The sequence below is a fragment of the Stappia sp. P2PMeth1 genome, assembly GCF_900185735.1.
Lineage (GTDB): Bacteria > Pseudomonadota > Alphaproteobacteria > Rhizobiales > Stappiaceae > Stappia.
The window spans coordinates 23,035-42,104 of record NZ_FYAW01000011.1 but is presented as its reverse complement, the minus strand read 5'-3'; the positions used below and the strand labels follow the sequence as shown (position 1 = coordinate 42,104).

20 protein-coding genes are annotated in these 19,070 nt (G+C 69.0%); 8 read left to right on the top strand and 12 right to left on the bottom strand.

What is annotated here, in order from left to right; all coding sequences use genetic code 11:
- The first annotated feature begins 34 nt into the window (after nucleotides 1-34).
- Nucleotides 35-1,681 (top strand): carboxylesterase/lipase family protein, encoded by a 1,647-nt coding sequence (locus tag P2PM1_RS06105; RefSeq protein ID WP_186398512.1) that lies wholly within the window; start codon nucleotides 35-37, stop codon nucleotides 1,679-1,681.
- On the opposite strand, the gene P2PM1_RS06100 is transcribed toward P2PM1_RS06105, so the two are convergent.
- Together P2PM1_RS06100 and P2PM1_RS06095 are read right to left on the bottom strand one after the other, a co-directional pair.
- Entirely contained in the window at nucleotides 1,663-3,894 is a 2,232-nt protein-coding gene (locus P2PM1_RS06100) for a heavy metal translocating P-type ATPase (protein WP_186398511.1), read from the bottom strand. The two genes, P2PM1_RS06105 and P2PM1_RS06100, sit on opposite strands and share 19 nt — an antisense overlap.
- Nucleotides 3,895-4,004: 110 nt before the next feature.
- Nucleotides 4,005-4,418, bottom strand: coding sequence for a helix-turn-helix domain-containing protein (locus P2PM1_RS06095; protein WP_186398510.1), 414 nt, complete (start codon nucleotides 4,416-4,418; stop codon nucleotides 4,005-4,007).
- A gap of 162 nt (nucleotides 4,419-4,580) precedes the next feature.
- Between P2PM1_RS06095 and P2PM1_RS06090 the strand changes: the two genes are divergently transcribed.
- On the top strand, nucleotides 4,581-5,585 hold the full coding sequence (locus tag P2PM1_RS06090) for a murein L,D-transpeptidase family protein (RefSeq protein ID WP_186398509.1): 1,005 nt from the start codon (nucleotides 4,581-4,583) through the stop codon (nucleotides 5,583-5,585).
- A 61-nt stretch (nucleotides 5,586-5,646) separates the two neighbouring features.
- Here the strand turns inward: P2PM1_RS06090 and P2PM1_RS06085 are convergent, their stop codons facing one another.
- Nucleotides 5,647-6,408, bottom strand: a complete 762-nt coding sequence (locus tag P2PM1_RS06085; RefSeq protein WP_371636436.1) for an RES family NAD+ phosphorylase — start codon at nucleotides 6,406-6,408, stop codon at nucleotides 5,647-5,649.
- Nucleotides 6,409-6,448: 40 nt separating this feature from the next.
- A complete protein-coding gene (locus P2PM1_RS06080; RefSeq protein ID WP_186398508.1) occupies nucleotides 6,449-6,880 on the bottom strand; it encodes an MbcA/ParS/Xre antitoxin family protein in 432 nt (143 codons plus the stop codon).
- Between the two features lie 374 nt (nucleotides 6,881-7,254).
- Between P2PM1_RS06080 and P2PM1_RS06075 the strand changes: the two genes are divergently transcribed.
- Both P2PM1_RS06075 and P2PM1_RS06070 read left to right on the top strand, forming a co-directional pair.
- Nucleotides 7,255-7,617 carry a BA14K family protein gene (locus P2PM1_RS06075; RefSeq protein WP_186398595.1) on the top strand — a complete coding sequence of 121 codons (363 nt, stop codon included), beginning with the start codon at nucleotides 7,255-7,257 and terminating at the stop codon, nucleotides 7,615-7,617.
- Between the two features lie 207 nt (nucleotides 7,618-7,824).
- Nucleotides 7,825-8,862, top strand: a complete 1,038-nt coding sequence (locus tag P2PM1_RS06070) for a hypothetical protein (RefSeq protein ID WP_186398507.1) — start codon at nucleotides 7,825-7,827, stop codon at nucleotides 8,860-8,862.
- 15 nt (nucleotides 8,863-8,877) lie between these two features.
- Here P2PM1_RS06070 and P2PM1_RS06065 read toward each other — a convergent pair whose 3' ends face one another.
- Entirely contained in the window at nucleotides 8,878-9,861 is a 984-nt protein-coding gene (locus tag P2PM1_RS06065) for a hypothetical protein (protein WP_186398506.1), read from the bottom strand.
- A gap of 112 nt (nucleotides 9,862-9,973) precedes the next feature.
- On the opposite strand from P2PM1_RS06065, the gene P2PM1_RS06060 reads away from it, so the two are divergent.
- Nucleotides 9,974-10,732, top strand: coding sequence for a hypothetical protein (locus P2PM1_RS06060; RefSeq protein WP_186387302.1), 759 nt, complete (start codon nucleotides 9,974-9,976; stop codon nucleotides 10,730-10,732).
- Here P2PM1_RS06060 and P2PM1_RS06055 read toward each other — a convergent pair.
- From P2PM1_RS06055 to P2PM1_RS06045, 3 genes are all read right to left on the bottom strand, one after another.
- The gene (locus P2PM1_RS06055) at nucleotides 10,675-11,328 is read right to left on the bottom strand and encodes an FkbM family methyltransferase (RefSeq protein ID WP_186398505.1); all 654 of its coding nucleotides are present in this window, start codon (nucleotides 11,326-11,328) and stop codon (nucleotides 10,675-10,677) included. The two genes, P2PM1_RS06060 and P2PM1_RS06055, sit on opposite strands and share 58 nt — an antisense overlap.
- 115 nt (nucleotides 11,329-11,443) lie before the next feature.
- Nucleotides 11,444-12,106, bottom strand: a complete 663-nt coding sequence (locus P2PM1_RS06050) for a hypothetical protein (RefSeq protein ID WP_186398504.1) — start codon at nucleotides 12,104-12,106, stop codon at nucleotides 11,444-11,446.
- 330 nt (nucleotides 12,107-12,436) lie between these two features.
- On the bottom strand, nucleotides 12,437-12,694 hold the full coding sequence (locus P2PM1_RS06045) for a hypothetical protein (RefSeq protein WP_186387305.1): 258 nt from the start codon (nucleotides 12,692-12,694) through the stop codon (nucleotides 12,437-12,439).
- A 200-nt stretch (nucleotides 12,695-12,894) separates the two neighbouring features.
- On the opposite strand from P2PM1_RS06045, the gene ettA reads away from it, so the two are divergent.
- On the top strand, nucleotides 12,895-14,544 hold the full coding sequence (gene ettA / locus P2PM1_RS06040) for an energy-dependent translational throttle protein EttA (protein ID WP_186397056.1): 1,650 nt from the start codon (nucleotides 12,895-12,897) through the stop codon (nucleotides 14,542-14,544).
- Nucleotides 14,545-14,715: 171 nt separating this feature from the next.
- Nucleotides 14,716-15,330 (top strand): MOSC domain-containing protein, encoded by a 615-nt coding sequence (locus tag P2PM1_RS06035; RefSeq protein ID WP_186387307.1) that lies wholly within the window; start codon nucleotides 14,716-14,718, stop codon nucleotides 15,328-15,330.
- A gap of 10 nt (nucleotides 15,331-15,340) precedes the next feature.
- On the opposite strand, the gene P2PM1_RS06030 is transcribed toward P2PM1_RS06035, so the two are convergent.
- Genes P2PM1_RS06030 through P2PM1_RS06020 form a run of 3 tightly spaced genes read right to left on the bottom strand, consistent with a single transcriptional unit; the run spans nucleotide 15,341 to nucleotide 17,307 of the window.
- Nucleotides 15,341-15,682, bottom strand: a complete 342-nt coding sequence (locus tag P2PM1_RS06030; RefSeq protein WP_186398503.1) for a DUF2293 domain-containing protein — start codon at nucleotides 15,680-15,682, stop codon at nucleotides 15,341-15,343.
- Between the two features lie 25 nt (nucleotides 15,683-15,707).
- Complete coding sequence (locus P2PM1_RS06025) at nucleotides 15,708-16,355, bottom strand: helix-turn-helix transcriptional regulator (protein ID WP_186398502.1); 648 nt, start codon at nucleotides 16,353-16,355, stop codon at nucleotides 15,708-15,710.
- Nucleotides 16,348-17,307, bottom strand: coding sequence for a hydrogen peroxide-inducible genes activator (locus P2PM1_RS06020; protein ID WP_371636433.1), 960 nt, complete (start codon nucleotides 17,305-17,307; stop codon nucleotides 16,348-16,350). Before P2PM1_RS06020 ends, P2PM1_RS06025 begins: the two co-directional genes overlap by 8 nt.
- Nucleotides 17,308-17,428: 121 nt before the next feature.
- Here P2PM1_RS06020 and P2PM1_RS06015 point away from each other — a divergent pair, with 121 nt between their 5' ends.
- A complete protein-coding gene (locus P2PM1_RS06015) occupies nucleotides 17,429-18,505 on the top strand; it encodes an acyltransferase (protein ID WP_186398501.1) in 1,077 nt (358 codons plus the stop codon).
- Here the strand turns inward: P2PM1_RS06015 and tsaA are convergent.
- On the bottom strand, nucleotides 18,483-19,031 hold the full coding sequence (gene tsaA / locus P2PM1_RS06010; protein ID WP_371636431.1) for a tRNA (N6-threonylcarbamoyladenosine(37)-N6)-methyltransferase TrmO: 549 nt from the start codon (nucleotides 19,029-19,031) through the stop codon (nucleotides 18,483-18,485). The two genes, P2PM1_RS06015 and tsaA, sit on opposite strands and share 23 nt — an antisense overlap.
- Nucleotides 19,032-19,070 lie beyond the last annotated feature (39 nt).

Genomic DNA, 19,070 nt, shown 5'->3' with positions numbered 1-19,070 from the left:
CAATCGACCCATTCATTTCCCGACGGAGTTCGTGATGCGTTTTTGTCTATCCGGCCTGCCCGCCTTGCTGGGCGTTCTCCTGCTTCCCGGTCTTGGCTTCGCGCAGCCGCAGCAGGAGAGCGGATCGCCGTGGGGCGAGGCGGCCATCGTCGAGACCAGCGGCGGCAAGGTGGCGGGTTTCGTCCGCAACGGCGCACTGGAGTTTCGCGGCATTCCCTATGGCGCCTCGGTGGGAGGCGAGGGGCGATGGGCAATGCCGCAACCGGCGGCCGCCTGGGACGGGGTGTTGCCGGCCATGCATTTCAAGGGCGACTGCGCCCAGGCCGAGCGCTACGGCATGACGGCGCGCAGCGACAACGAGGACTGCCTGGCGCTCAACATCTCCATGCCTTATTCCGGCGAACAGCCGGGCACGACCAAGCGGCCGGTCGTCGTGTGGATCCATGGCGGGGCCTTTGTCGGCGGCTCGGGAGCGCTCTACCGGCTCGACCGCCTGGCGCTGGCGGCCGATGCGGTCGTCGTCAGCATGAACTACCGGCTCGGCGTGTTCGGCTTCATGCCGCATCCCGCCTTCGATGCCGCGATCAACGGCGGCTTCGCGCTGGAGGACCAGCGCCTGGCGATGCGGTGGGTGCGGGACAACATCGCCGCGTTCGGCGGCGACCCGGAGAACATCACGCTGGCGGGCGAATCGGCGGGTGCCGCCTCGGTCTGCATGCATCTGATCGCGCCGGAGGAAACGTCCGGCCTGTTCCACAAGGCGATCGTGCAGAGCGGCGCCTGCGTCTTCAAGCTGCACAACGTGGAGGAGCGCAACAGCTTCGGCGAGCGCGTTGCGCAGGAAGCCGGCTGCGCCGACCCGGCCACCGCGCTGGAGTGCCTGCGCGGCAAGGACCCGCAGGTGGTGATCGCGGCCGGCGACAGGGCCGGGACCGGCGACCTGATGGCCTTCGCCCCGCCCTACGGCACCAAGACCCTGCCGCGTCAGGGACTGGAGGCGCTGGACAGCGGGCGCTTCGTGCAGGTGCCGGTGCTGAACGGCGGAACCCGGGACGAGTTGCGGCTCTATGTCGGATACGACGTGCTGGCCGGCGCGACCTACACCGCCGACACCTATGACAAGACGATCGAGGCGCTCTACGGCGAGGAGGCCGCCGAGGTGGTCGGCCAATACCCGTTCGACCGGTTCTCGTCCGTGCCGGTGGCGCTGGCCACCGCGATGACCGACTTCCGTCCCGATGTCGGCATCAACCGTTGCCTCTATGTGGAATCGGCGCGGCTGATGTCGCGGCACGTTCCGGTCTATCAGTGGGAATATGCCGATCGCGGGGTAAGGGTGCTCGGGGTCGCCATGCTGTCGGATCCGGGCTTCGAACTGGGGGCGGCGCATTCGTCCGAGCTCAACATCTTCTTCCCCGGCTTTTCCAGCACGGCGGCGATGTCGGCGCCGGAGCCCTCGCCGGCCTCCGCGGCCCTGGGCGAGCAGGTGATGGCAAGCTGGGTCGGTTTCATCCGTAACGGCGATCCGGCAGCGGCGCAGGTCCCGGACTGGAAGCGCTTCGCCGAGGGCGAGACGGCGATGCGCTTCGAGCCGGGCAATGTGCATGTCTTCGACCCGTGGGCGGATGCCAATTGCGACTTCTGGCGCGGGCTCTATCCGGATCACTTCGGCAGCCGATAGGCGCCCCGCCAGGCGAGCAGGCGCATGGCATTGGCGGTGACCAGCACGGTCGCGCCGGTGTCGGCGAGGATCGCCGGCCACAGGCCGGTGATGCCGAGCACCGTTGTGACCAGGAACACCGCCTTGAGCCCGAGCGCGAGGCCGATGTTCTGCCAGATGTTGCGCATGGTGGCGCGCGACAGCGCCACCATGTCGGCAACGTCGGTGACGCGGCCATGCAGGATGGCGGCGTCGGCGGTCTCCAGCGCGACATCGGTGCCCCCGCCCATGGCGATGCCGATATCGGCGGCGGCAAGCGCCGGGGCGTCGTTGATGCCGTCGCCGATCTTGGCGACGCGGTAACCCTTCGCCCGCATGTCCCCGACGAGCCGCTGCTTGTCCTGCGGCAGCAGGTCGGCATGGGCCTCGATCCCCAGCGTCCCGGCGATGGCACTGGCGGTGCGGGCATTGTCGCCGGTCAGCATGACCGCCTCAACGCCGAGGGCGCGCAGGGCCGCGAGCCCCTGGACGGCGTCCTCGCGCGGCTCGTCGCGCAGGGCGATGAGGCCGGCGATAGTGCCGTCGACCAGCAGCAGGGAGACGGTCTTGCCCGCATCGTTGAGGGCGGCGATCCGCTGTGCCAGCGCGGCGTCCAGCGGCGCGGTCTCGGCGGCGGCGCGCGCGGAGGCGAGGAACAGCCGCCGCCCCTCCAGCATGCCGGCGACACCGCGTCCTCCCAGCGCGGTGGCCTGGGACGCGGCGACGACCTTGATGCCGTCGGCTTGCGCCCGCGCCAGGATCGCCAGCGCCAGCGGATGGCTGGAGCCGGCCTCCAGTGCGGCGGCAAGGCGCAGCACCTGGCGTTCGTCCATGGTAAGGCCGAGGATGTCGGTGACCTTGGGCTTTCCTTCCGTCAGCGTGCCGGTCTTGTCGAAGGCGGCGCGGTCGATCCGCCCCAGCCCCTCCAGCACCGCGCCGCCCTTCATCAACAGGCCGCGGCGGGCGCCGGCCGACAGGGCGGCGGCGATGGCCGCCGGGGTCGAGATGACGAGGGCGCAGGGGCAGCCGATCAGCAGCACGGCAAGGCCGCGATAGATCCAGGTAGCCCACTCAGCCCCGCCGACGAGCGGCGGCAGCACGGCGATCAGCGCGGCGACGACCATGACGGCGGGCGTGTAATAGCGCGAGAAGCGGTCGATGAAACGCTCGGTCGGGGCCTTGGACTCCTGCGCTTCCTCGACCAGGGCAATGACGCGGGAGATGGTGTTGTCGGCGGCCATGGCGGTGACCTCCAGGCGCAGCAGGCCGTCCTGATTGACGGTGCCGGCAAAGACCGTGTCGCCCGGCTCCTTGCGTTTCGGCACGGATTCGCCGGTCACCGGCGCCTCGTCGACGGCGCTTTCGCCGGACAGCACGGTGCCGTCCGCCGGGATGCGGTCGCCGGGGCGCACCAGCACCACCGCGCCGACGGCAAGACTGTCGGCTGCTACCGTCTCGGGTTCGCCGTCGCGCTCCAGCAGGGCGGTCTTCGGCATCAGCTCGGCAAGGGCGCGGATCGAGGCGCGTGCGCGGCCGGCGGCGATGCCCTCGAGCAATTCGCCGATCAGGAACAGGACGACGACCACCGCCGCTTCCTCGGCCGCGTCGATGACGACGGCGCCGGCGGCGGCGACGGTCATCAAGGTCTCGATGGAGAAGGGACTGCCGTTCATCGCGCCGGCCAGCGCCCGCCGGGCGATCGGCACGAGGCCGACCGCCATGGCGAGGGTGAAGGCCCAGAACGCGGTTGTGGGCACGAGGTGCGCGGCGGCGAAAGCCACCGCCAGCGCCAGGCCGCACAGGATCGTCAGCCGCGCCTTGGCGCTGCGCCACCAGGGGCCGTCGAGCGGCGCGTGGTGGTGAGAGCCGCGCGGCTCGCCGGCGGCGCGGTCAGGGGCGTGGTGGTGGTGATCATGGTCGTGGCCGCAGCACGGCGCGGATGCCGGAGCGCCCGGTTCGGCCGGCGAGCGGGCGTCCAGCGGCACGGCGCGATAGCCGAGGCTGTCGACCTTGCGGGCGAGGCCGGCAAGGTCCGCCTCCTCGCCATGGGTCACGGTCAGGGTGCCGGCGACGACCGACACGCGGACATCGGCAATCCCGGGCAGACGCCGGAGGGCGCGGTCGATCTTCTCGGCACAACTGGCGCAGTCCATGCCGTCCACGCGGAAGCGGGCGAGGCGGTCGGTCACGCTCATGCGGTCAACTCCTGTTGGTCAGGAGCAGGACCATAGGACCTCTAGCGACTAGAGGATCAAGGGGGTTAGGCCGGCCTGCGCGTGTCGCCGAGGCGGGCGGGCGGGCCGGATCAGTGGTCGGTGCTGCACATCTCGTGATTGGCGAGCGAGCGGATCACGTAGCAATCCCTGACGTTGTCGCCGTGGCAGGTGCCGACCATCCGCGCCAGTTCGCCCTCCAGCCGCTGCAGCCGCGCGATTTTGTCGCGGACGATGTCGAGCTGGCGCGCGGCGATCTCGTCGGCATGGGTGCAGGGCAGTTCGGGATGTCCGCTGAGGTCGAGCAGTTCGCGGATCGCCTCCAGCGTGAAGCCGAGGTCGCGGGCATGCTTGATGAAGGCGAGGCGGTCGCGATGGGCCGCGTCGTAGCGGCGCTGGTTGCCCTCCGTCCGGCCGGCGGCCGCCAGAAGACCCATCTGTTCGTAGTAGCGGATCGTCGGCACCTTGACGCCGGTCTTTCGCGAAAGATCACCAATCGAGTACATCGCACAGCTCCAGTTTCTGGAGATATGGCCGTCGCACGCGTGCCGGGTCAAGTTCACGTAATCGCGAATTGCAGTTCCGGCAACCAGTCGTTAACCGTGACGGGCGAGACTGATCGTCCGTTGGCGGGTGGGGCGCGCGCAAGAGATCCTGGCAAGCGAAAGATGTTGAACGCAGCGAAAGCGGCAATCCTGGTGATGCTCGCGGCCCTGTTGAGCGGTTGCGTGTCCAGCGACTACGCGGATGACGGCAGGGGCTCCAAGCCGATCCCGGCCAAGCTCCTGGCGGCCATGTCGGAAAAATCGATGTCGCCGTCGGCGCCCGTGCTGGTGCGCATCTTCAAGCAGGAAAGCGAGCTGGAGGTGTGGAAGACGGACCGCACCGGCCGCTATGCCCTGCTCAAGACCTATCCGATCTGCCGCTGGTCGGGAACGCTCGGGCCCAAGCGCAAGCAGGGCGACCGGCAGGCGCCGGAGGGCTTCTACGACGTGCATGTCGGCCTGCTGAACCCGCGCTCGCAATATCACCTTGCCTTCAACCTCGGGTTCCCCAACCGGCTGGAGCGGGCGCTCGGCTATACCGGCAGCGCGCTGATGGTGCATGGCGCCTGTTCGTCGTCCGGCTGCTACGCGCTGACCGACGAGGGGGTGGAGGAGATCTACCCGGTGGTGCGCGAGGCGCTGAAGGGCGGGCAGCGCTCGTTCCAGGTGCAGGTCTTCCCGTTCCGGATGACGCCGGCCAACATGGCCAAGCATCGCGACAACCCCAATTTCGCGTTCTGGAGCAACCTGAAGCGCGGCTACGACATTTTCCACGTGACCCGCCGGGCGCCGAAAGTGTCGATGTGCGGCGGGCGCTACGTGTTCGACAAGGAGTTCGTCGGCGGCGAGCCGAAGGACCCGCTTGCCGCCTGTCCGCCGACGGTCGACAAGGCCGACCCGGCGGTGGCCAGCAAGGCCGAGGCGGACCGGCTGGCGATGCAGTCGCTGATTTCCAACGGGCTGGCGCTGAACCCGCCGTCCTATTCGGATGGCGGCATGCATCTCGCCTTTCGCCGCCTGCTGGAGCGGGATGGCGAAGCGGCCCTGTCGCGGCGCACGTCGAAGTCTTCCGTGCCGGTCAGCCGGCCGAGCGACGCGCTCGCCGATCCGCACGTGCCGGAAGAGTGAGGCCCCAGGAGTGAGGCCCCAGGAGTGAGGCGGAAGACGAGCCGCGCAGGTCTCGATCCGCTCAGGCCTCGATCCTAAAGACCTGGCCCGCCCGCTCGGCCTGACGCTGGTCGTGGATCTTGACCATGTCGATGCGCTTGCCGTCCCAGTGGCAGGTGAGGTGGCTTGCCTGCAGCGGCACCGACATCACGTCCGGGTGGAAGGCGGCAAAACACTCGCCGCCCGCATGGCGCACGCTCGGATAGACGATGCCGTCACAGCCCGCCGCCCGGATCCGCGCCGCGAAGGCCTGCGAGGCGGCGTAGTCGTCCGGATCGAGCAGGGCGGCGGTGTCCGCCCCGGCTGCATCCTGTCCCGATGTCCTCAGATCGACGAGGCTCGCATCGATCTCGCCGACCAGTTCGCGCATGTCGGCGATCCAGCCGGGCGCCTCGTCCGTCGCCGCATAGAAAAGCCCCTGGTGGTGGGTCACCTCGAACAGCGCCGTGTCGAAGGCGTTGGCGGCATAGAAGGCCCCGAAACTGCCATCGTGGAAGCGGCCCTTGCGCTCCGGCGAGACATGGGTGAAGGGCGCCATCACATAGGAGGCGCCGGGGCCGCTCACCCGCCGTTCGGGAGCGACCAGGTCGAGCGCGCCGATGGTCTCGGCGACGCGCGGGTTGCTCCTGGCCTCGGCGGCGGCGAGCAAATCCCAGTCGGCCGGGTCGGCAATGTCCTCGAACAGGTCGATGGGCGGATAGGCGGAGCCGATCAGCCGGTGGTAGCGCGGCCAGACGAGCCGCGTCATGGCGAGGCCCTTCGGCAGGGCGGCAGACAGGCTCACCACTGGCTCCTCACCACTGGCCCCCTCACCACTGGCCCCCTCACCACTGGCCTCGGCGGGCGTCGAGATAGCGGCGCACCCGCATCAGATCGGTGATCCGTCCGTCCAGCATCACCTCCAGCGCCGAACGCCCGCCGAAATCGGCATTGGCGCGCGTCACCCAGCGATAGCCGCGCTGGGCATCGCGAAACAGCAGCCGCAGTGCCTTGTGAATGCCGAGCAGGTTGGACATGCGCTCGGCAAGGTCGATGCCGGCGCGGCCGGGCGCGCCGGCCTTCCAGCGCTGATAGGTGCGCACGGAGATGTCGCCGAGCAGGCGGCTGGCCTGGTCGTCGGTGAGGCCCCAGCGTTCGAAAAGCGCGACCACGGCCCGCTGCATGGCGCGGATCTCGGCGTCGGAAAACGCCGATGCCGGATCGGGACCTGCCGCCGGGTCGGGACTGGCGGGCGTTACGGGATGAAGTGCGGGCATGGCTGCCTCCTGTCATTTGTCGTTAATATAAGAAAGAAGCGACAAATGGCAAGAGACGCGGAACTCCGACCGGGATGAAGGGGTTTTGCGAACGGGTTTTCCGCAAGAACGGCGCCGGGATGATCTGCATCACAGTCCTGCCCCGCTCGCGGAGCTATTGTTGGTCCATCATGATCGCTGATCGCGATGGTGTGCGGCGCCAAGGCGCCAGCTTGTGCCGCGGAGACCGGCAAGGCCCCCGCGCAATCGCCCGGATCGCATCCACCCGGCAGTCTGTCGGTGGGCAGCGGCGAACCGGGATCGCAAGGCCGAGAGGAGACAGGACCATGCGTTTCAGACAGACTTGCGCAGCGGCCGCCATAGCCGTTGCTTCCATGATCGGTTTCGGGGCGGGTGCGCCGGCCGAAGCCGCCACCGCGGCCACCGCCGCCAGTGCGCTGGCGCCGGTGATCGCTGCGACGCCGGAGATCCGGCAGGACGGCCAGATCGAGAAGGTCTGGCATCGCGGGCGGCCGCATCACTACCGCCCGCGTCCCGTCTATCCGCCGCGCTATTACGGGCCGCGCTATTACGGCCCCCGCTATCCCGTGGCACCGCCGCCGCGGCGCGGGCTGGTCCTGCCCAGGCAGCACGTCGCCTGGTGCAGCCAGCGCTACCGGTCCTACCGGTCGTACGACAACACGTTCCAGCCGTATAACGGACCGCGGCGGATCTGCGTGTCGCCCTATATGCGCTGACCCCGGCAGCGGGCCGTCTCCCACGCGGCCCGCGCCGACACCGCCGCCCGGCGGGGATCCCCTTGCGGGCCCCGGCGGCGGCGGTCGCCTCTTTGCGGGCCACTCATTGCGGACTATGCCGAGGGGCCGCGATGCGCTATCGCTGCGGGACAGCCGGTGGCCGCGCCGGCATCGTCATCGGAACATCCAGCGAATGGCCCTCCCGGCATGACCGTCATCCAGCTCGCCACCGCCCAAACCTTCGACTTCCTGTTGCGTCAGAGCCGGGACGGCGACGGGCGCTGGGGCGGCATCCGCCTCGTGCCCGGCAGCGGCACCGGCGAGGGGGCGGACTGGCTGGTGGTCTATGACCAGCCGCCGCGCGGGCTCGCCACCCGCCTGCCGCGCGCGCGCCGCATCGTCTTCCTGCCCGAGCCGGTGTCGATCAAGCATTACGATCCGGCCTTCATCTCGCAGTTCGGCATCGCCGTCACCTCCTCGCCGCTGCCCGGCTTCGACGGCGAGGCTTTCCACATGCAGCCGTCCTCGCCCTGGTTCTACGGTGCCGGGCTCGGCGCCTCGGCCGGCGGAATGCCGCGCCTCGGCTTCGCCGAGCTTGCGGCGCGGGAGGTGCCCTGCGCGCCGGAGCGCGGGCTGATTTCGGCGGTCTGCTCGACCAAGACGCTCAACCGCAACCAGGTGCGCCGGTTGCGCTTCCTGCGGCGGGCCAAGGCGGCGCTGGGCGCCCGGCTCGACATCTACGGGCGGGGTTTTCGCGAGGTCGCCGACAAGGCGGAAGGCCTCGACGGCTATCGCTACCATCTGGTGCTGGAGAACAATCTCGATCCGCATTGCTGGACCGAGAAGATGGCCGATCCGCTGCTGGCCGGCGCCTATCCGATCGTGGCGGGAGGGCCGGAGCTGGACCGCTATTTCGATCCGCTCGGCTTCACCGCGCTCGACATCACCCGCCCGGACACGGCACTGAAGACGCTGCTGGCGGTGCTGGAGGCGGATCCGGTGGCGCGGGTCGAGGTGCAGGAGGCGATGCGGGAGAACCGTCGCCGGCTGATGGAGGAGCACCAGGTGTTTCCGGTGCTCGACCGGCTCGTTGCCGGGCACGGGGAGGGGGCGCCGTCGCTGCTGGCCGAGGCAGAGCCGATCCGCCCGCCGGCGCGCACGCCCTATCGCCGGCTCACCCAGGCGCTGCGACCGCTGCGCCGCGCCGCCGACCGGCTGCATCTGGCGCTGTTCGAGCGCGGCTGAACGCCTTTTCCGGCATCACCGGGCGCTGAGGCGCTCCAGCGAGAGGCCGAGCCCGGCGGCGATGATCGCCGGGCGCGGGTCGGCCGGGCGGAACGGGTCGGCGATCTCGACAAGCCGCGTCAAGCCGCCGCCGGCCAGCACGGCAGCCGACAGTTCGCCGCTGGACGGGGCGATGAGCCGGACCGTTCGCCGCAACCGGGCAACCAGCACGCGCAAGGGCAGGTCGCGCGGATCGGCGACCTCGAGACGCCCGCTCGCCACCGCCTCGCGCAGTTCCGGCAGCCCGGCCGCCAGCCGCTCGGCCCGCGCCTTGCCGCCCTCGCACAGGAAGAGATCGGCGGGCTCCACCGATGCGCCGTCGTCGGGATAGACGGCCGCAAGCTTTTCCGCGATGCGGGCGAGGATGCCGGCATGGGCAAGGGGGCGCTCGACCACGAAGACCGTGTCGGCGCGGGTCACCCGGCCGGTGCGCATCAGCTCCACCGGGCGCGGGCGGAAGATGCCGTCGGTGATCGCGTCCTGGACATGGTCGGTCATGCCCATGGACACGGGCACCACCACCAAGAGGTCTTGCGGCAGGGCGAGATGGTCGAGCGCGAAGAAGCGGGGCAGCACGTCCGAGCAGAAGGCGGCGAAGGAGCCTTCGCCGCCGTGATGCAGCACGGTCAGCGGTTCGCGCAGCACCGGCTTCATCCGCAGCCGCCGGGTGACGTCGGGGCGCGCCGGCGGCCAGGGCAGCAGCTCCTCGCCAGGCTGGGGGGCAACAAGGCGGGCATCGTCGAAGAGGAGGCCGGACAGCGGATCGACATCGAAGGGACCCTCGAGCCGCAGGCAGCCCAGCCGGTCGGTGCCGGCGTCGCCGGGAAGGAGCTGCGTCTCCTCGGCAAGGCGCGCGATGCGGTCGTCGGCAAGGCGGGTGCGCGGCCAGGCGGGCAGCATCAGCCGGCTCGCCAGCGCCCGATAGGGGGCCGGCATCAGCACGGCGTCCAGCCGCTTCATCCAGCGTCGAGGGACTGGCTTTGACACTGCGGGCCACCTATAAGGCTGCGAAACGGATCGGGACGCGCCACGCTTACGGGCGGCGCAGCGGGAAAGCAAGCATGGAGTCCGCATGAAGTCCGAGGTCTTCAACCTCAACGTCTTCACCAACGTGGCCTCGCGGGACCCGTCCCACTGTCTGGCCCAGCATGCGGTGCGTTCGTTCTTCGACACATTCGGCTGGGAGAGCCGGCACCGCATCGTCACCCGGATCTTCATCGACCCGAACCCCAATCCGGATCGCTTCGAGCCCTGGGTGGCGACGATCCGCGAGGCGTTGCCGGACATCCCCTTCGAGCTGGTGCGGACCAACGGCATGCTGGACGGCTTCGCCCGGTCGCTGGAGGTCGGCGAGGGCGCCTATGCGATGCAGCTCGAGCATGATTTCGTCTTCGTGAAGAGCCGCATCCCTCATTCGCTCGACCGGATGCTGGAAGAGATGCGCGCCCGCGGCATCGATTACCTGCGCTTCAACAAGCGGCGCAACCGGCCGGCCGCCTATGACCTCGGGGTGGAGCCGGCGGGCGATGCCGATTTCCCGATCTGCCGGATCAGCGGACGCTCGAACAACCCGCATATTCTCGATACGGCGCGCTACCGCGAGGTGGTTCTGCCGCTGCTGAAGAGGCCGGACGGGAGCTCGGTCGGGCTGGAAGGCGGCCTCTGCCGCTATGTCGGCGGCGGCTATCTCTATGGGGCCTACGGCCATCCGCGCACGGTCGGCCATCTCGACGGCCGCCGGCTGCGCTTCAGCGACGGCATCCGCCGCCGGCTCTACCTGCTCGGCGAGGCGGTCTCGCGCAGGTCCCAGCGCTCCCACACGAACGGATAGCGCCAGGCGAGATCGTGGGTCTTCGACAGGCCCTCGGCGATCCGGGCATAGCGCTCGCGGCTGGTCCCGTCGATCAGGTGGAACTGGACGATGAGGTGGCGCACCTCGCCCATCAGCCCTTCCGCGATCAGGTTCTCCAGCACCGGATACTCGTCACCCTCGATGTTGAGCTTCATCAGGTCGACGGGCTGGCCGGCGGCGCGCACCACGTCGGCGGCGCGGCGCAGGTGCACCTCGACGCTCTCGCCCTCCTGCCGCCGCTGGGTGCTGCTGCCGTCATTGTCGTAGACGAGCTTGGCGGTGCCGTTGAAGTCGGACAGGCCGGCGCAGTCCAGCGTAACGTTCGGCAGGCCGGCGAGAAGCGGCTTGGCGCGTTCGCAGAATTCGGGCGCCGGCTCGAAGGCCAGCACCTTCGGCGAGCCTTTCTGCGAGATGCGGGCAGAAAAATCGCCCTTGTAGAAGCCGGCATCGATGACGAGCGAGCCCGCGTCCAGCGGCACATCGGTCAGCAGGCGCGCGTCGCCCTTGGCGAGCTTCCAGCGCTTGACGGCCCGGTAGTGCGGGTCGAGGACGAAGCGGATCAGGTTGAAGCCCATTGGGGATCGTGAACTCGCGGATGGTGTCGGAAACGGCCGGGGCCGCACGGGCCCCGGCTGAGCCATTGCAGCTTGGGCGGCGAATTGCAAGTCCGCAGCCACCCCGCGCGAGGCTTCAGAACGTGTAGCCGAAGGTCGCGATGTCGTCCCTGTGGCGCCGGGCGATCAGGTCGATGCCGAAGTCGTCGTAATAGTCGCGATAGTGACCGTGGGCGGAGGCGTTGGCGCGGCGATCGCAGACGGTGACGGCGAGGTCGAGGTCGCTCGCCATCTGCTGCAGGTCCTCGCACAGGCATTCCTGCCGCAGGACGCGATCGACGGCGATCCGGCCCGTTTCGTCGGTCAGGTAGTCGATCTGCTGCTTGCGGATGTAGCGGGAGGGCGAGGTCGGGGCGTCGTCGTCCGCCAGCCAGCGCAGGTAGTCGGAAAAGTCGTAGTCCTGGAACAGATCCACTTCCGTCGGCATGCCGGATCGGCCGCGACCGAGATCCTGCTTGAGGTAATGGAACCAGGAGACGTGCCAGGCCCAGGGATTGCGAACCACGGTGAAGACATGCATCGCGCCGAGATCGATGCCGTTGCGGGTGAACACCCCGGCATACTCGCACCAGGTCAGGTGCCCGCGCGCCTCGCGCAGGCGGCGCGAGGGACATTTCAGGATCCAGGGCAGGAAGGTCTGCTCGACAAAGGATCCGCCGCATTTCGGCACATGCAGGAAAAGGATGTTTTTCTTCAGGCGCCTGAACAGGCCCTGGCGGGTGTTTTGCGGAACAAGCAAATCTCTGTCCGTCCCGTTGCTGCTCGGTGTCGCCTCGACCGTGCAGCCGGTATTGTCCTTTCGTATCTGGCTAAAATATGTCCTGATTGCGGGAGATGTTTCATGGATACTTTTAGTATCGTAATATTTACCAATGATTTTCTTTGATGGCGGTATCCAAGGGCGGATGGACTCATCGGAAAAGAGCGCGCGAAGTCAGGCGCTTGCGCGAGCAGCGCAAGTTCAAAGCCGCGGAACCGGCCTCCGCCATCGGCGTGCCGGTTCCGCGGCGTGTCCGTTTCGCGGAAGGAATGGGGTCTGGGAGCGGTGCCGCGGGTGCCTGCCGGCGCCTCAGCAGTTGTTCGGGCGCTGCGGTCCGAGGTCGATCTGGCACTCGTTGGTGAGCGCGCCGATGGCGGCACCACCCACGGCACCGGCCGCCGCGCCGACCAGGATCGGTCCGCCGGCAATTGCCAGAACGCCGGCACCGGCCGCGCTGCCGATGGCGCCGCCCGTGACGCCGCGCTCGAACCGGTTCGAGCCGCAGGCGGCGACAAGCAGGGAAAGAGCAAGAATGCCGGCAAGACCGGCCGGTCTCGGGATACGCATGACATGAATCCTTCTGAGCACCCAGCCCGCCGCCAGCATGGGGCGAGAGGGTGAACGAGACGTAAACGCGGGGAGCGGCGCGCCTGCCGGTACGGCACGGCGAGGGCGCGCGCCACGGGAGTTTCCCTTGCCCCGAAGGCCGCCATCGACTAAGAAGCGGCCAGTTTCCCCTCATGTCCAGAATGGAGCGGCAAGCACCTATGGCGCGCCAGTTCATCTATCACATGCATGGTTTGTCGAAGGCCTATAACGGCAAGAAGGTCCTCGACAACATCCACCTGTCCTTCTACCCGGACGCCAAGATCGGCATCCTCGGCCCGAACGGCGCGGGCAAGTCGACGCTCCTCAAGATCATGGCCGGCCTCGACAAGGAGTATACCGGCGAGGCCTGGGCGGCGGAGGGCGCACGCATCGGCTACCTGCCGCAGGAGCCGCAGCTCGACCCGACCAAGACGGTCCTTGAAAACGTCATGCTGGGCGTCGCCCACAAGCAGGCGATCGTCGACCGCTACAACGAACTGATGATGAACTATTCCGACGAGACGGCGGAAGAGGGGGCCCAGCTCCAGGACATCATCGACGCCGAGGACCTGTGGAACCTGGAGAGCAAGGTCGAGATGGCGATGGAGGCCCTGCGCTGTCCGCCGTCCGACGCTCCGGTCGACAACCTGTCGGGCGGCGAGCGGCGCCGCGTCGCGCTGTGCCAGTTGCTGCTGTCGGAGCCGGACCTCCTGCTGCTCGACGAGCCGACCAACCACCTGGACGCCGAGACGGTGCACTGGCTGGAGCGGCACCTGCGCGAGTTCAAGGGCTCGGTGCTGATCATCACCCACGACCGCTACTTCCTCGACAATGTCACGGGCTGGATCCTGGAGCTCGACCGCGGCCAGGGCATTCCCTACGAGGGCAACTATTCGGTCTATCTGGAGAAGAAGACCAAGCGCATGGAGCAGGAGGGCCGCGAGGACATGGCCCGCTCCCGCGCCATCGCCCGCGAGCGCGAGTGGATGGGCATGTCGCCGAAGGGCCGGCAGACCAAGTCCAAGGCGCGTATCCGCGCCTATGAGGACCTGCTCGCCAAGCAGGAGGAGCGTCTGCCGACCATCGACCAGATCCTCATTCCGGTCGGCGAGCGGCTCGGCAACAATGTCATCGACCTGGAGAACGTCTCCAAGGGCTTCGGCGACCGCCTGCTGATCGAGGACCTGACGTTCAAGCTGCCGCGCGGCGGCATCGTCGGCGTCATCGGCCCGAACGGCGCCGGCAAGTCGACCCTGTTCAAGCTGCTGACCGGACAGGAAAAGCCGGATTCGGGCACCGTCACCATCGGCGACAGCGTGCATCTCGGCTATGTCGACCAGTCGCGCGACACGCTCGACCCGAACAAGACGGTGTGGGAGGAAATCTCCGGCGGCAACGAGATCATCTATCTCGACGGCAAGGAGATCAATTCGCGCGCCTATTGCTCGTCCTTCAACTTCAAGGGCCCGGCCCAGCAGGCGAAGGTCGGCAACCTGTCCGGCGGCCAGCGCAACCGCGTGCATCTTGCCAAGGTGTTGAAGCAGGGTGCCAACGTGCTGCTGCTCGACGAGCCGACCAACGATCTCGACACCGAGACGCTGGCGGCGCTGGAGGACGCGCTGGAGAACTATGCCGGCTGCGCCGTGGTCATCAGCCACGACCGCATGTTCCTCGACCGTCTTGCCACCCATATGCTCGCCTTCGAGGGCGACAGCCATGTGGAGTGGTTCGAGGGCAACTTCGAGGACTACGAGAAGGACAAGGTGCGCCGCCTCGGCGCCCATGCGGCCGATCCGCGCCGCATCAAGTACAAGCCGCTGACGCGCTGAAGCAGCGGACACGGCCGACAGATACCGGACGGCGGCGCGGCACTCGCGCCGCCGTTTTGGTTTGAGCGCCCGGCGGCCCGGCGGGCTGCGGCTTTCCCGCCGGAAAGACTCGTTGTATTCCTTCAGGTCCCCGCCGGTGTCCGCCCGCGGGACGAGACAGGAAGGTGGGCGATGGCGGATCTGTTCGGACGCGAGCACATGGACGAGTTGCAGAGCGTGCCGGCTCGCAAGCTTGCCGCCACCACGGTCAAGGTGCTCGCCAACCAGGACCCGGAGGATTTCCGCACCACCTGGACGGCGGCGCTGAAGCTTGGCTTCGAGGGTATTCCCGGCGGACGTCACGTCGGTCACACCCGCCGCTCGGGCTCGCGCGAGCCCTGGTATCCGCGCGGCACCGAGATGTGCAACGAGCGGCAGGTGTCGATCCTGTCCGCCGAGGAACTGGCCGAGGTCGCTGCCGACATGGGCCTGCCGCGCATCGAGGCGGAGTGGATCGGCGGCAATGTCCTTCTGGAGGGCTTGCCGCGCCTGTCGCTGGTGCCGCCGCGCACGCGCCTGGTCTTCGCCGGCGGTGCGGTGCTGCGGGTCGACGGCGACAACATGCCCTGCCGGATCGCGGGAGCTTCCATCGGCGAGCATTATCCCGACCGCGAGGGCATCGACCTGCTGTTCCCCAAGACGGCGCGCCGCCGCCGCGGCCTCGTCGCCTATGTGGAACGCCCCGGCGTCATCCGGCCCGGCGAGGCGGTCACCGCGCATATCCCCGAGCACTGGCTCTATCGCTGAGGGTTCGGCCTCAGTCCTCGCCGATCTCCTCCTCTTCGCCGGTAACCTGGCGCGTCGATCCCCAGTCGAGCAGCGTGTCGTTGATCGAAGGGAGCGCGAAATAGCGGGCGGCGTCGCGCTCGTACCCCTCGTCGAGCAGCGCGTCATAGTCGCTATGGGCATGGCGGACATGGGCGACGAGGGCAAGCCAGACGGCGACGGAGGGCGGCAGGTGCCGCAGATGCGGGGCGAGCGCTCCGGCCAGCACCGGCTCGGCATCGGCGAAAGGGATGCGCGGCACGCTCGCCCGCAAGGCCTTGCGCATCTCCTTCTGGCGGCGGGTTCCCCCCGCTTTTGCCGCTCCCGCTGTCATCCGCCCGTCTCCGTGCCTGCCTGCCTCATGGCAACCGGCAGAGCAGGGCGGCGAGGCCGGCGCGGCTGCCGACGCCGAGCTTCGCATAGATCGTCTTGCGGTGGCTTCTGAGCGTATTGGGACTGATGCCGAGGCGGATGGCGATGGTTTCCTCGCCCGCGTCGGAGACGAGTTCGGCCGCCACCGCCGCCTCGCGCGCCGTCAGGCCGAAGACGAGCCGCAGCCGACCCTCGAGCGCCGGAATGTGCCCGTCCAGCAGTGTCACCACCAGCAGCCGCATGTCCCCGCCGACCCGGCGTACCTCGGCAAGTGCCGGGGGATGCGCGCCCGGCAGCGGCCCGGTGCGCTCGTCCGCCTGCGCCGTGGAGGCGGCGAAGGCCTGCGGCCCGGCACCGCGGGCAAGCTCGGCGAGCGCCCGCACAAGGCCGCGCTGCATGACCGGGTCGGCGAATTCGAGACGCGGTGCGCCGGCCTCGGCGCAGGTCTTGTCGGACCCGGCGAGCAGGCCGGGGGCGCTGCGGGCCAGTCCCTCCGCGGTCCGGTTGCAGGCACAGACAGTCGATGCGGGATCGATGAGGAAGCCGGCGCGGTGCTGGCCGTCCAGCAGATCGAGCACCAGCCGTACTCCATCGGCAATCACCATCCCGTCGCCGCTCACCGACCGGTCAGGCATCGGCATGCGATCCTGGCGCGAAGATTTCGGCCACGGGCGGCGGCAGCGGCTGTCCGGCGGGGCCGAGGGCGGCCAGGATGCAGGCGCCGAGCGCCTCGAAATCGCGCTTGCGCGGCGAGGAGCGCCGCCAGACCAGGCCGACGGTGCGCTGCGGCTGCGGATCCTGGAAGCGCAGCAGCGCCACCCGCTCGTCGCGCACCTCCACCGAGGCGCACAGTTCCGGCAGCAAGGTCACCCCGTAGCCGGCGGCAACCATCTGCATCACCGTCGACAGGCTGGTGGCGCCGAAGCCGGTGCGCGCCGCCGGCCGCAACCCCTCGCAATAGTTCAGGGCCTGGTCGCGCAGGCAGTGGCCTTCCTCCAGCAGCAGCAGCGATGCGCCGTCGACGTCGCGCGGGTCGACGCGGCGGCGCTCGTCCAGATCAGGCCGCGACTGCACGGCGAGCAGGAACTTGTCCTGGAACAGCGAGCAGGTCTCCAGATCCGCCCCCGCAACCGGCAGGGCGGCGAGGATCACGTCCAACTCGCCCTGCTGCAATTCGCCGACCAGCGCCTGGGTGAGGGTCTCGCGGAGCTGCAACTCGGCCTGCGGGTGCGCGCGGGTCAGGGCGGGGAGGATGCGCGGCAGCAGATAGGGGGCGATGGAGGGAATGATGCCGAGCCGAAGCGGCCCGCTCAGCACCTCGCCGGCATGGCGGCCATAGTCGAGAAGGTCGCGGGCCTCGGACAGGATGCGCCGGGCACGGCGGGCAATCTCCTGTCCCTCGGCGGTCAGGCGGATGCCGGCCGGTCGCCGCTCGACCAGCGCAACGCCGAGGATCGCCTCCAACTCGCGGATCTGCATCGACAACGCCGGTTGTGACACGGCGACGGCCTCCGAGGCTCGGCCGAAATGCAGGTGACGGGCGAGCGCATCGAAATAGCGCAACTGGCGAAGCGTGATCATCGTCATTGGATAAGCTTATCGGCGCCGGCCTTCAATGCGATTGACGCTGATCAAGGGGGCCGTGGAATTTCAACTCCCTTAACCGGAAAAGGCGATACTCCGGGCCGAGGCGAGGGGAGTGGATGCAATGAGCGCTGCTGCGCGGCGGCCGGGTCTCGACGTGATGCGGGTGGTGGCCGTCGCGGCGGTCGCCTGGTTCCATTACGGCTTTCGCATGCAGGTCACCGGCGAGGCGGGGCCGGCCGCCGGGCCCGGTGATCCGGGAGACTGGGCGCGGTTCGGCTATCTCGGCGTCTCGGTCTTCTTCGCGATTTCCGGCTATGTCATCTCGATCTCGACGGAGGGGCGCGACCCCTTCACCTTCGCGGTGGCGCGGGTCGCGCGGCTGTGGCCGGTCTATGTGGCGGCGATGACGCTGACCGCGCTCGTCACCCTTGCGGTGCCGGCGCTCGGCTTTCCCCTGTCGCTGCCGCAATACCTCGCCAACCTGACCATGCTGGCACCGCTTCTCGGCCAGCCCTTCATGGACGGGGCCTATTGGTCCATCGTCGCCGAGATCCTGTTCTACGGCTGGGTGGGGCTGTTGATGCTGGTGGGCCTGTGGTCGCGGCATCAGGTGCTTGTCGCCCTTGCCTGGCTGGCCGTCGCGACGCTCGACCAGGCGGTGATCGGCAGCGATGTCCTGCGCCGTCTGCTGCTGACTGATTTCGCCGGCTTCTTCGCCTTCGGCATGATGCTGCGGGCATGCGAGCGCGGAGAGGCGGGAGCGAGGCTGGTGCTGCTTGCGGCGTTTGTGCAGGCCATTGCCGCCGCGGTGCTGTTCGCCGGCGGGCTGGTCGAGGTCTACCGGGGCGAGCCGTTCCCGCCGCTTGCCGTCGGCGGCATCGTTGCTGTCTCGCTCGTCGTCCTCGCGCTGGCAACGCGGCTGCAGGCGCCCTGGCTGACTGCCGGTCCGGTCACCGTTGCCGGGCGGGCCACCTATCCCTTCTATCTGCTGCACCAGCATGTCGGCTATGCCGGCTTCTTCCTGCTGGTGCCGGTCATCGGCCTTGCCGGCTCGGCGGCGGTGATCCTTGCCGGGGTCGCGCTGGTATCGCTGCTGCTGACCGTGGGGGTGGAGCGGCCGGCCGCCCGCCTGGTCCGCGGGGCAGGGGAGTGGGTGCGGATGCGGGCGCTGTCGTTCAGGCGTCGCCCGGTGGGCTGACCGCCTCTGCGTCTTTCAGGCGCTCGCGCCAGCCTACCCGCGCCTCCGGTACGCTGTCGGTGGTCGCGAAATAGGGCTTGATGTCGATCAGCGGCGTGCCGTTGAGGCAGTCGAGGCCGCGCACCAGGAAACCGTCTTCGGTCATCTCCAGCAATTGCACCACCGAGAGCGACACCGGGTTCGGCCGCACCGGGGCGCGCAGGGCGAAGCAGCCATGGGTCTCGCTGGCGAAGCCGGGCGCGAGCACGGCAAGGTCGCGGCGCGCCTGATGCATCCAGTAGAGCAGGATCAGGTGGCTGCAGTCCGCCACCGACTTCAGCCCCCTGCGGTATTCCGGCTTCAGCCGGACGCGGCAGACCGCGTCGCTGCCCCGGCCGTTGCGCGGGCAGTCGGCGCGCCGCGTCCAGGGTGTTTCCACATGGCCGATGAAGACGAGACCGGCGTCGAACGGCCCCTGCGCCGGGTCGTGGTCGAAGGCCTGTTCGCCGGGTCGTGCCATCATTTCATCTGCGCACGTGTCGGTCACGGCTGTCTCCTCAGTCCAAGGCCCGCACAGGTATACCAT

Excerpts from the sequence above, each read along its gene's own strand:
- P2PM1_RS06105 (WP_186398512.1), top strand. The coding sequence starts at position 35 with ATGCGTTTTTGTCTATCCGGCCTGCCCGCCTTGCTGGGCGTTCTCCTG.
- P2PM1_RS06100 (WP_186398511.1), bottom strand. The coding sequence starts at position 3,894 with ATGAGCGTGACCGACCGCCTCGCCCGCTTCCGCGTGGACGGCATGGAC.
- P2PM1_RS06095 (WP_186398510.1), bottom strand. The coding sequence starts at position 4,418 with ATGTACTCGATTGGTGATCTTTCGCGAAAGACCGGCGTCAAGGTGCCG.
- P2PM1_RS06090 (WP_186398509.1), top strand. The coding sequence starts at position 4,581 with ATGTTGAACGCAGCGAAAGCGGCAATCCTGGTGATGCTCGCGGCCCTG.
- P2PM1_RS06080 (WP_186398508.1), bottom strand. The coding sequence starts at position 6,880 with ATGCCCGCACTTCATCCCGTAACGCCCGCCAGTCCCGACCCGGCGGCA.
- P2PM1_RS06075 (WP_186398595.1), top strand. The coding sequence starts at position 7,255 with ATGATCGGTTTCGGGGCGGGTGCGCCGGCCGAAGCCGCCACCGCGGCC.
- P2PM1_RS06070 (WP_186398507.1), top strand. The coding sequence starts at position 7,825 with ATGACCGTCATCCAGCTCGCCACCGCCCAAACCTTCGACTTCCTGTTG.
- P2PM1_RS06065 (WP_186398506.1), bottom strand. The coding sequence starts at position 9,861 with ATGAAGCGGCTGGACGCCGTGCTGATGCCGGCCCCCTATCGGGCGCTG.
- P2PM1_RS06060 (WP_186387302.1), top strand. The coding sequence starts at position 9,974 with ATGAAGTCCGAGGTCTTCAACCTCAACGTCTTCACCAACGTGGCCTCG.
- P2PM1_RS06055 (WP_186398505.1), bottom strand. The coding sequence starts at position 11,328 with ATGGGCTTCAACCTGATCCGCTTCGTCCTCGACCCGCACTACCGGGCC.
- P2PM1_RS06045 (WP_186387305.1), bottom strand. The coding sequence starts at position 12,694 with ATGCGTATCCCGAGACCGGCCGGTCTTGCCGGCATTCTTGCTCTTTCC.
- ettA (WP_186397056.1), top strand. The coding sequence starts at position 12,895 with ATGGCGCGCCAGTTCATCTATCACATGCATGGTTTGTCGAAGGCCTAT.
- P2PM1_RS06035 (WP_186387307.1), top strand. The coding sequence starts at position 14,716 with ATGGCGGATCTGTTCGGACGCGAGCACATGGACGAGTTGCAGAGCGTG.
- P2PM1_RS06030 (WP_186398503.1), bottom strand. The coding sequence starts at position 15,682 with ATGACAGCGGGAGCGGCAAAAGCGGGGGGAACCCGCCGCCAGAAGGAG.
- P2PM1_RS06025 (WP_186398502.1), bottom strand. The coding sequence starts at position 16,355 with ATGCCTGACCGGTCGGTGAGCGGCGACGGGATGGTGATTGCCGATGGA.
- P2PM1_RS06020 (WP_371636433.1), bottom strand. The coding sequence starts at position 17,307 with ATGACGATGATCACGCTTCGCCAGTTGCGCTATTTCGATGCGCTCGCC.
- P2PM1_RS06015 (WP_186398501.1), top strand. The coding sequence starts at position 17,429 with ATGAGCGCTGCTGCGCGGCGGCCGGGTCTCGACGTGATGCGGGTGGTG.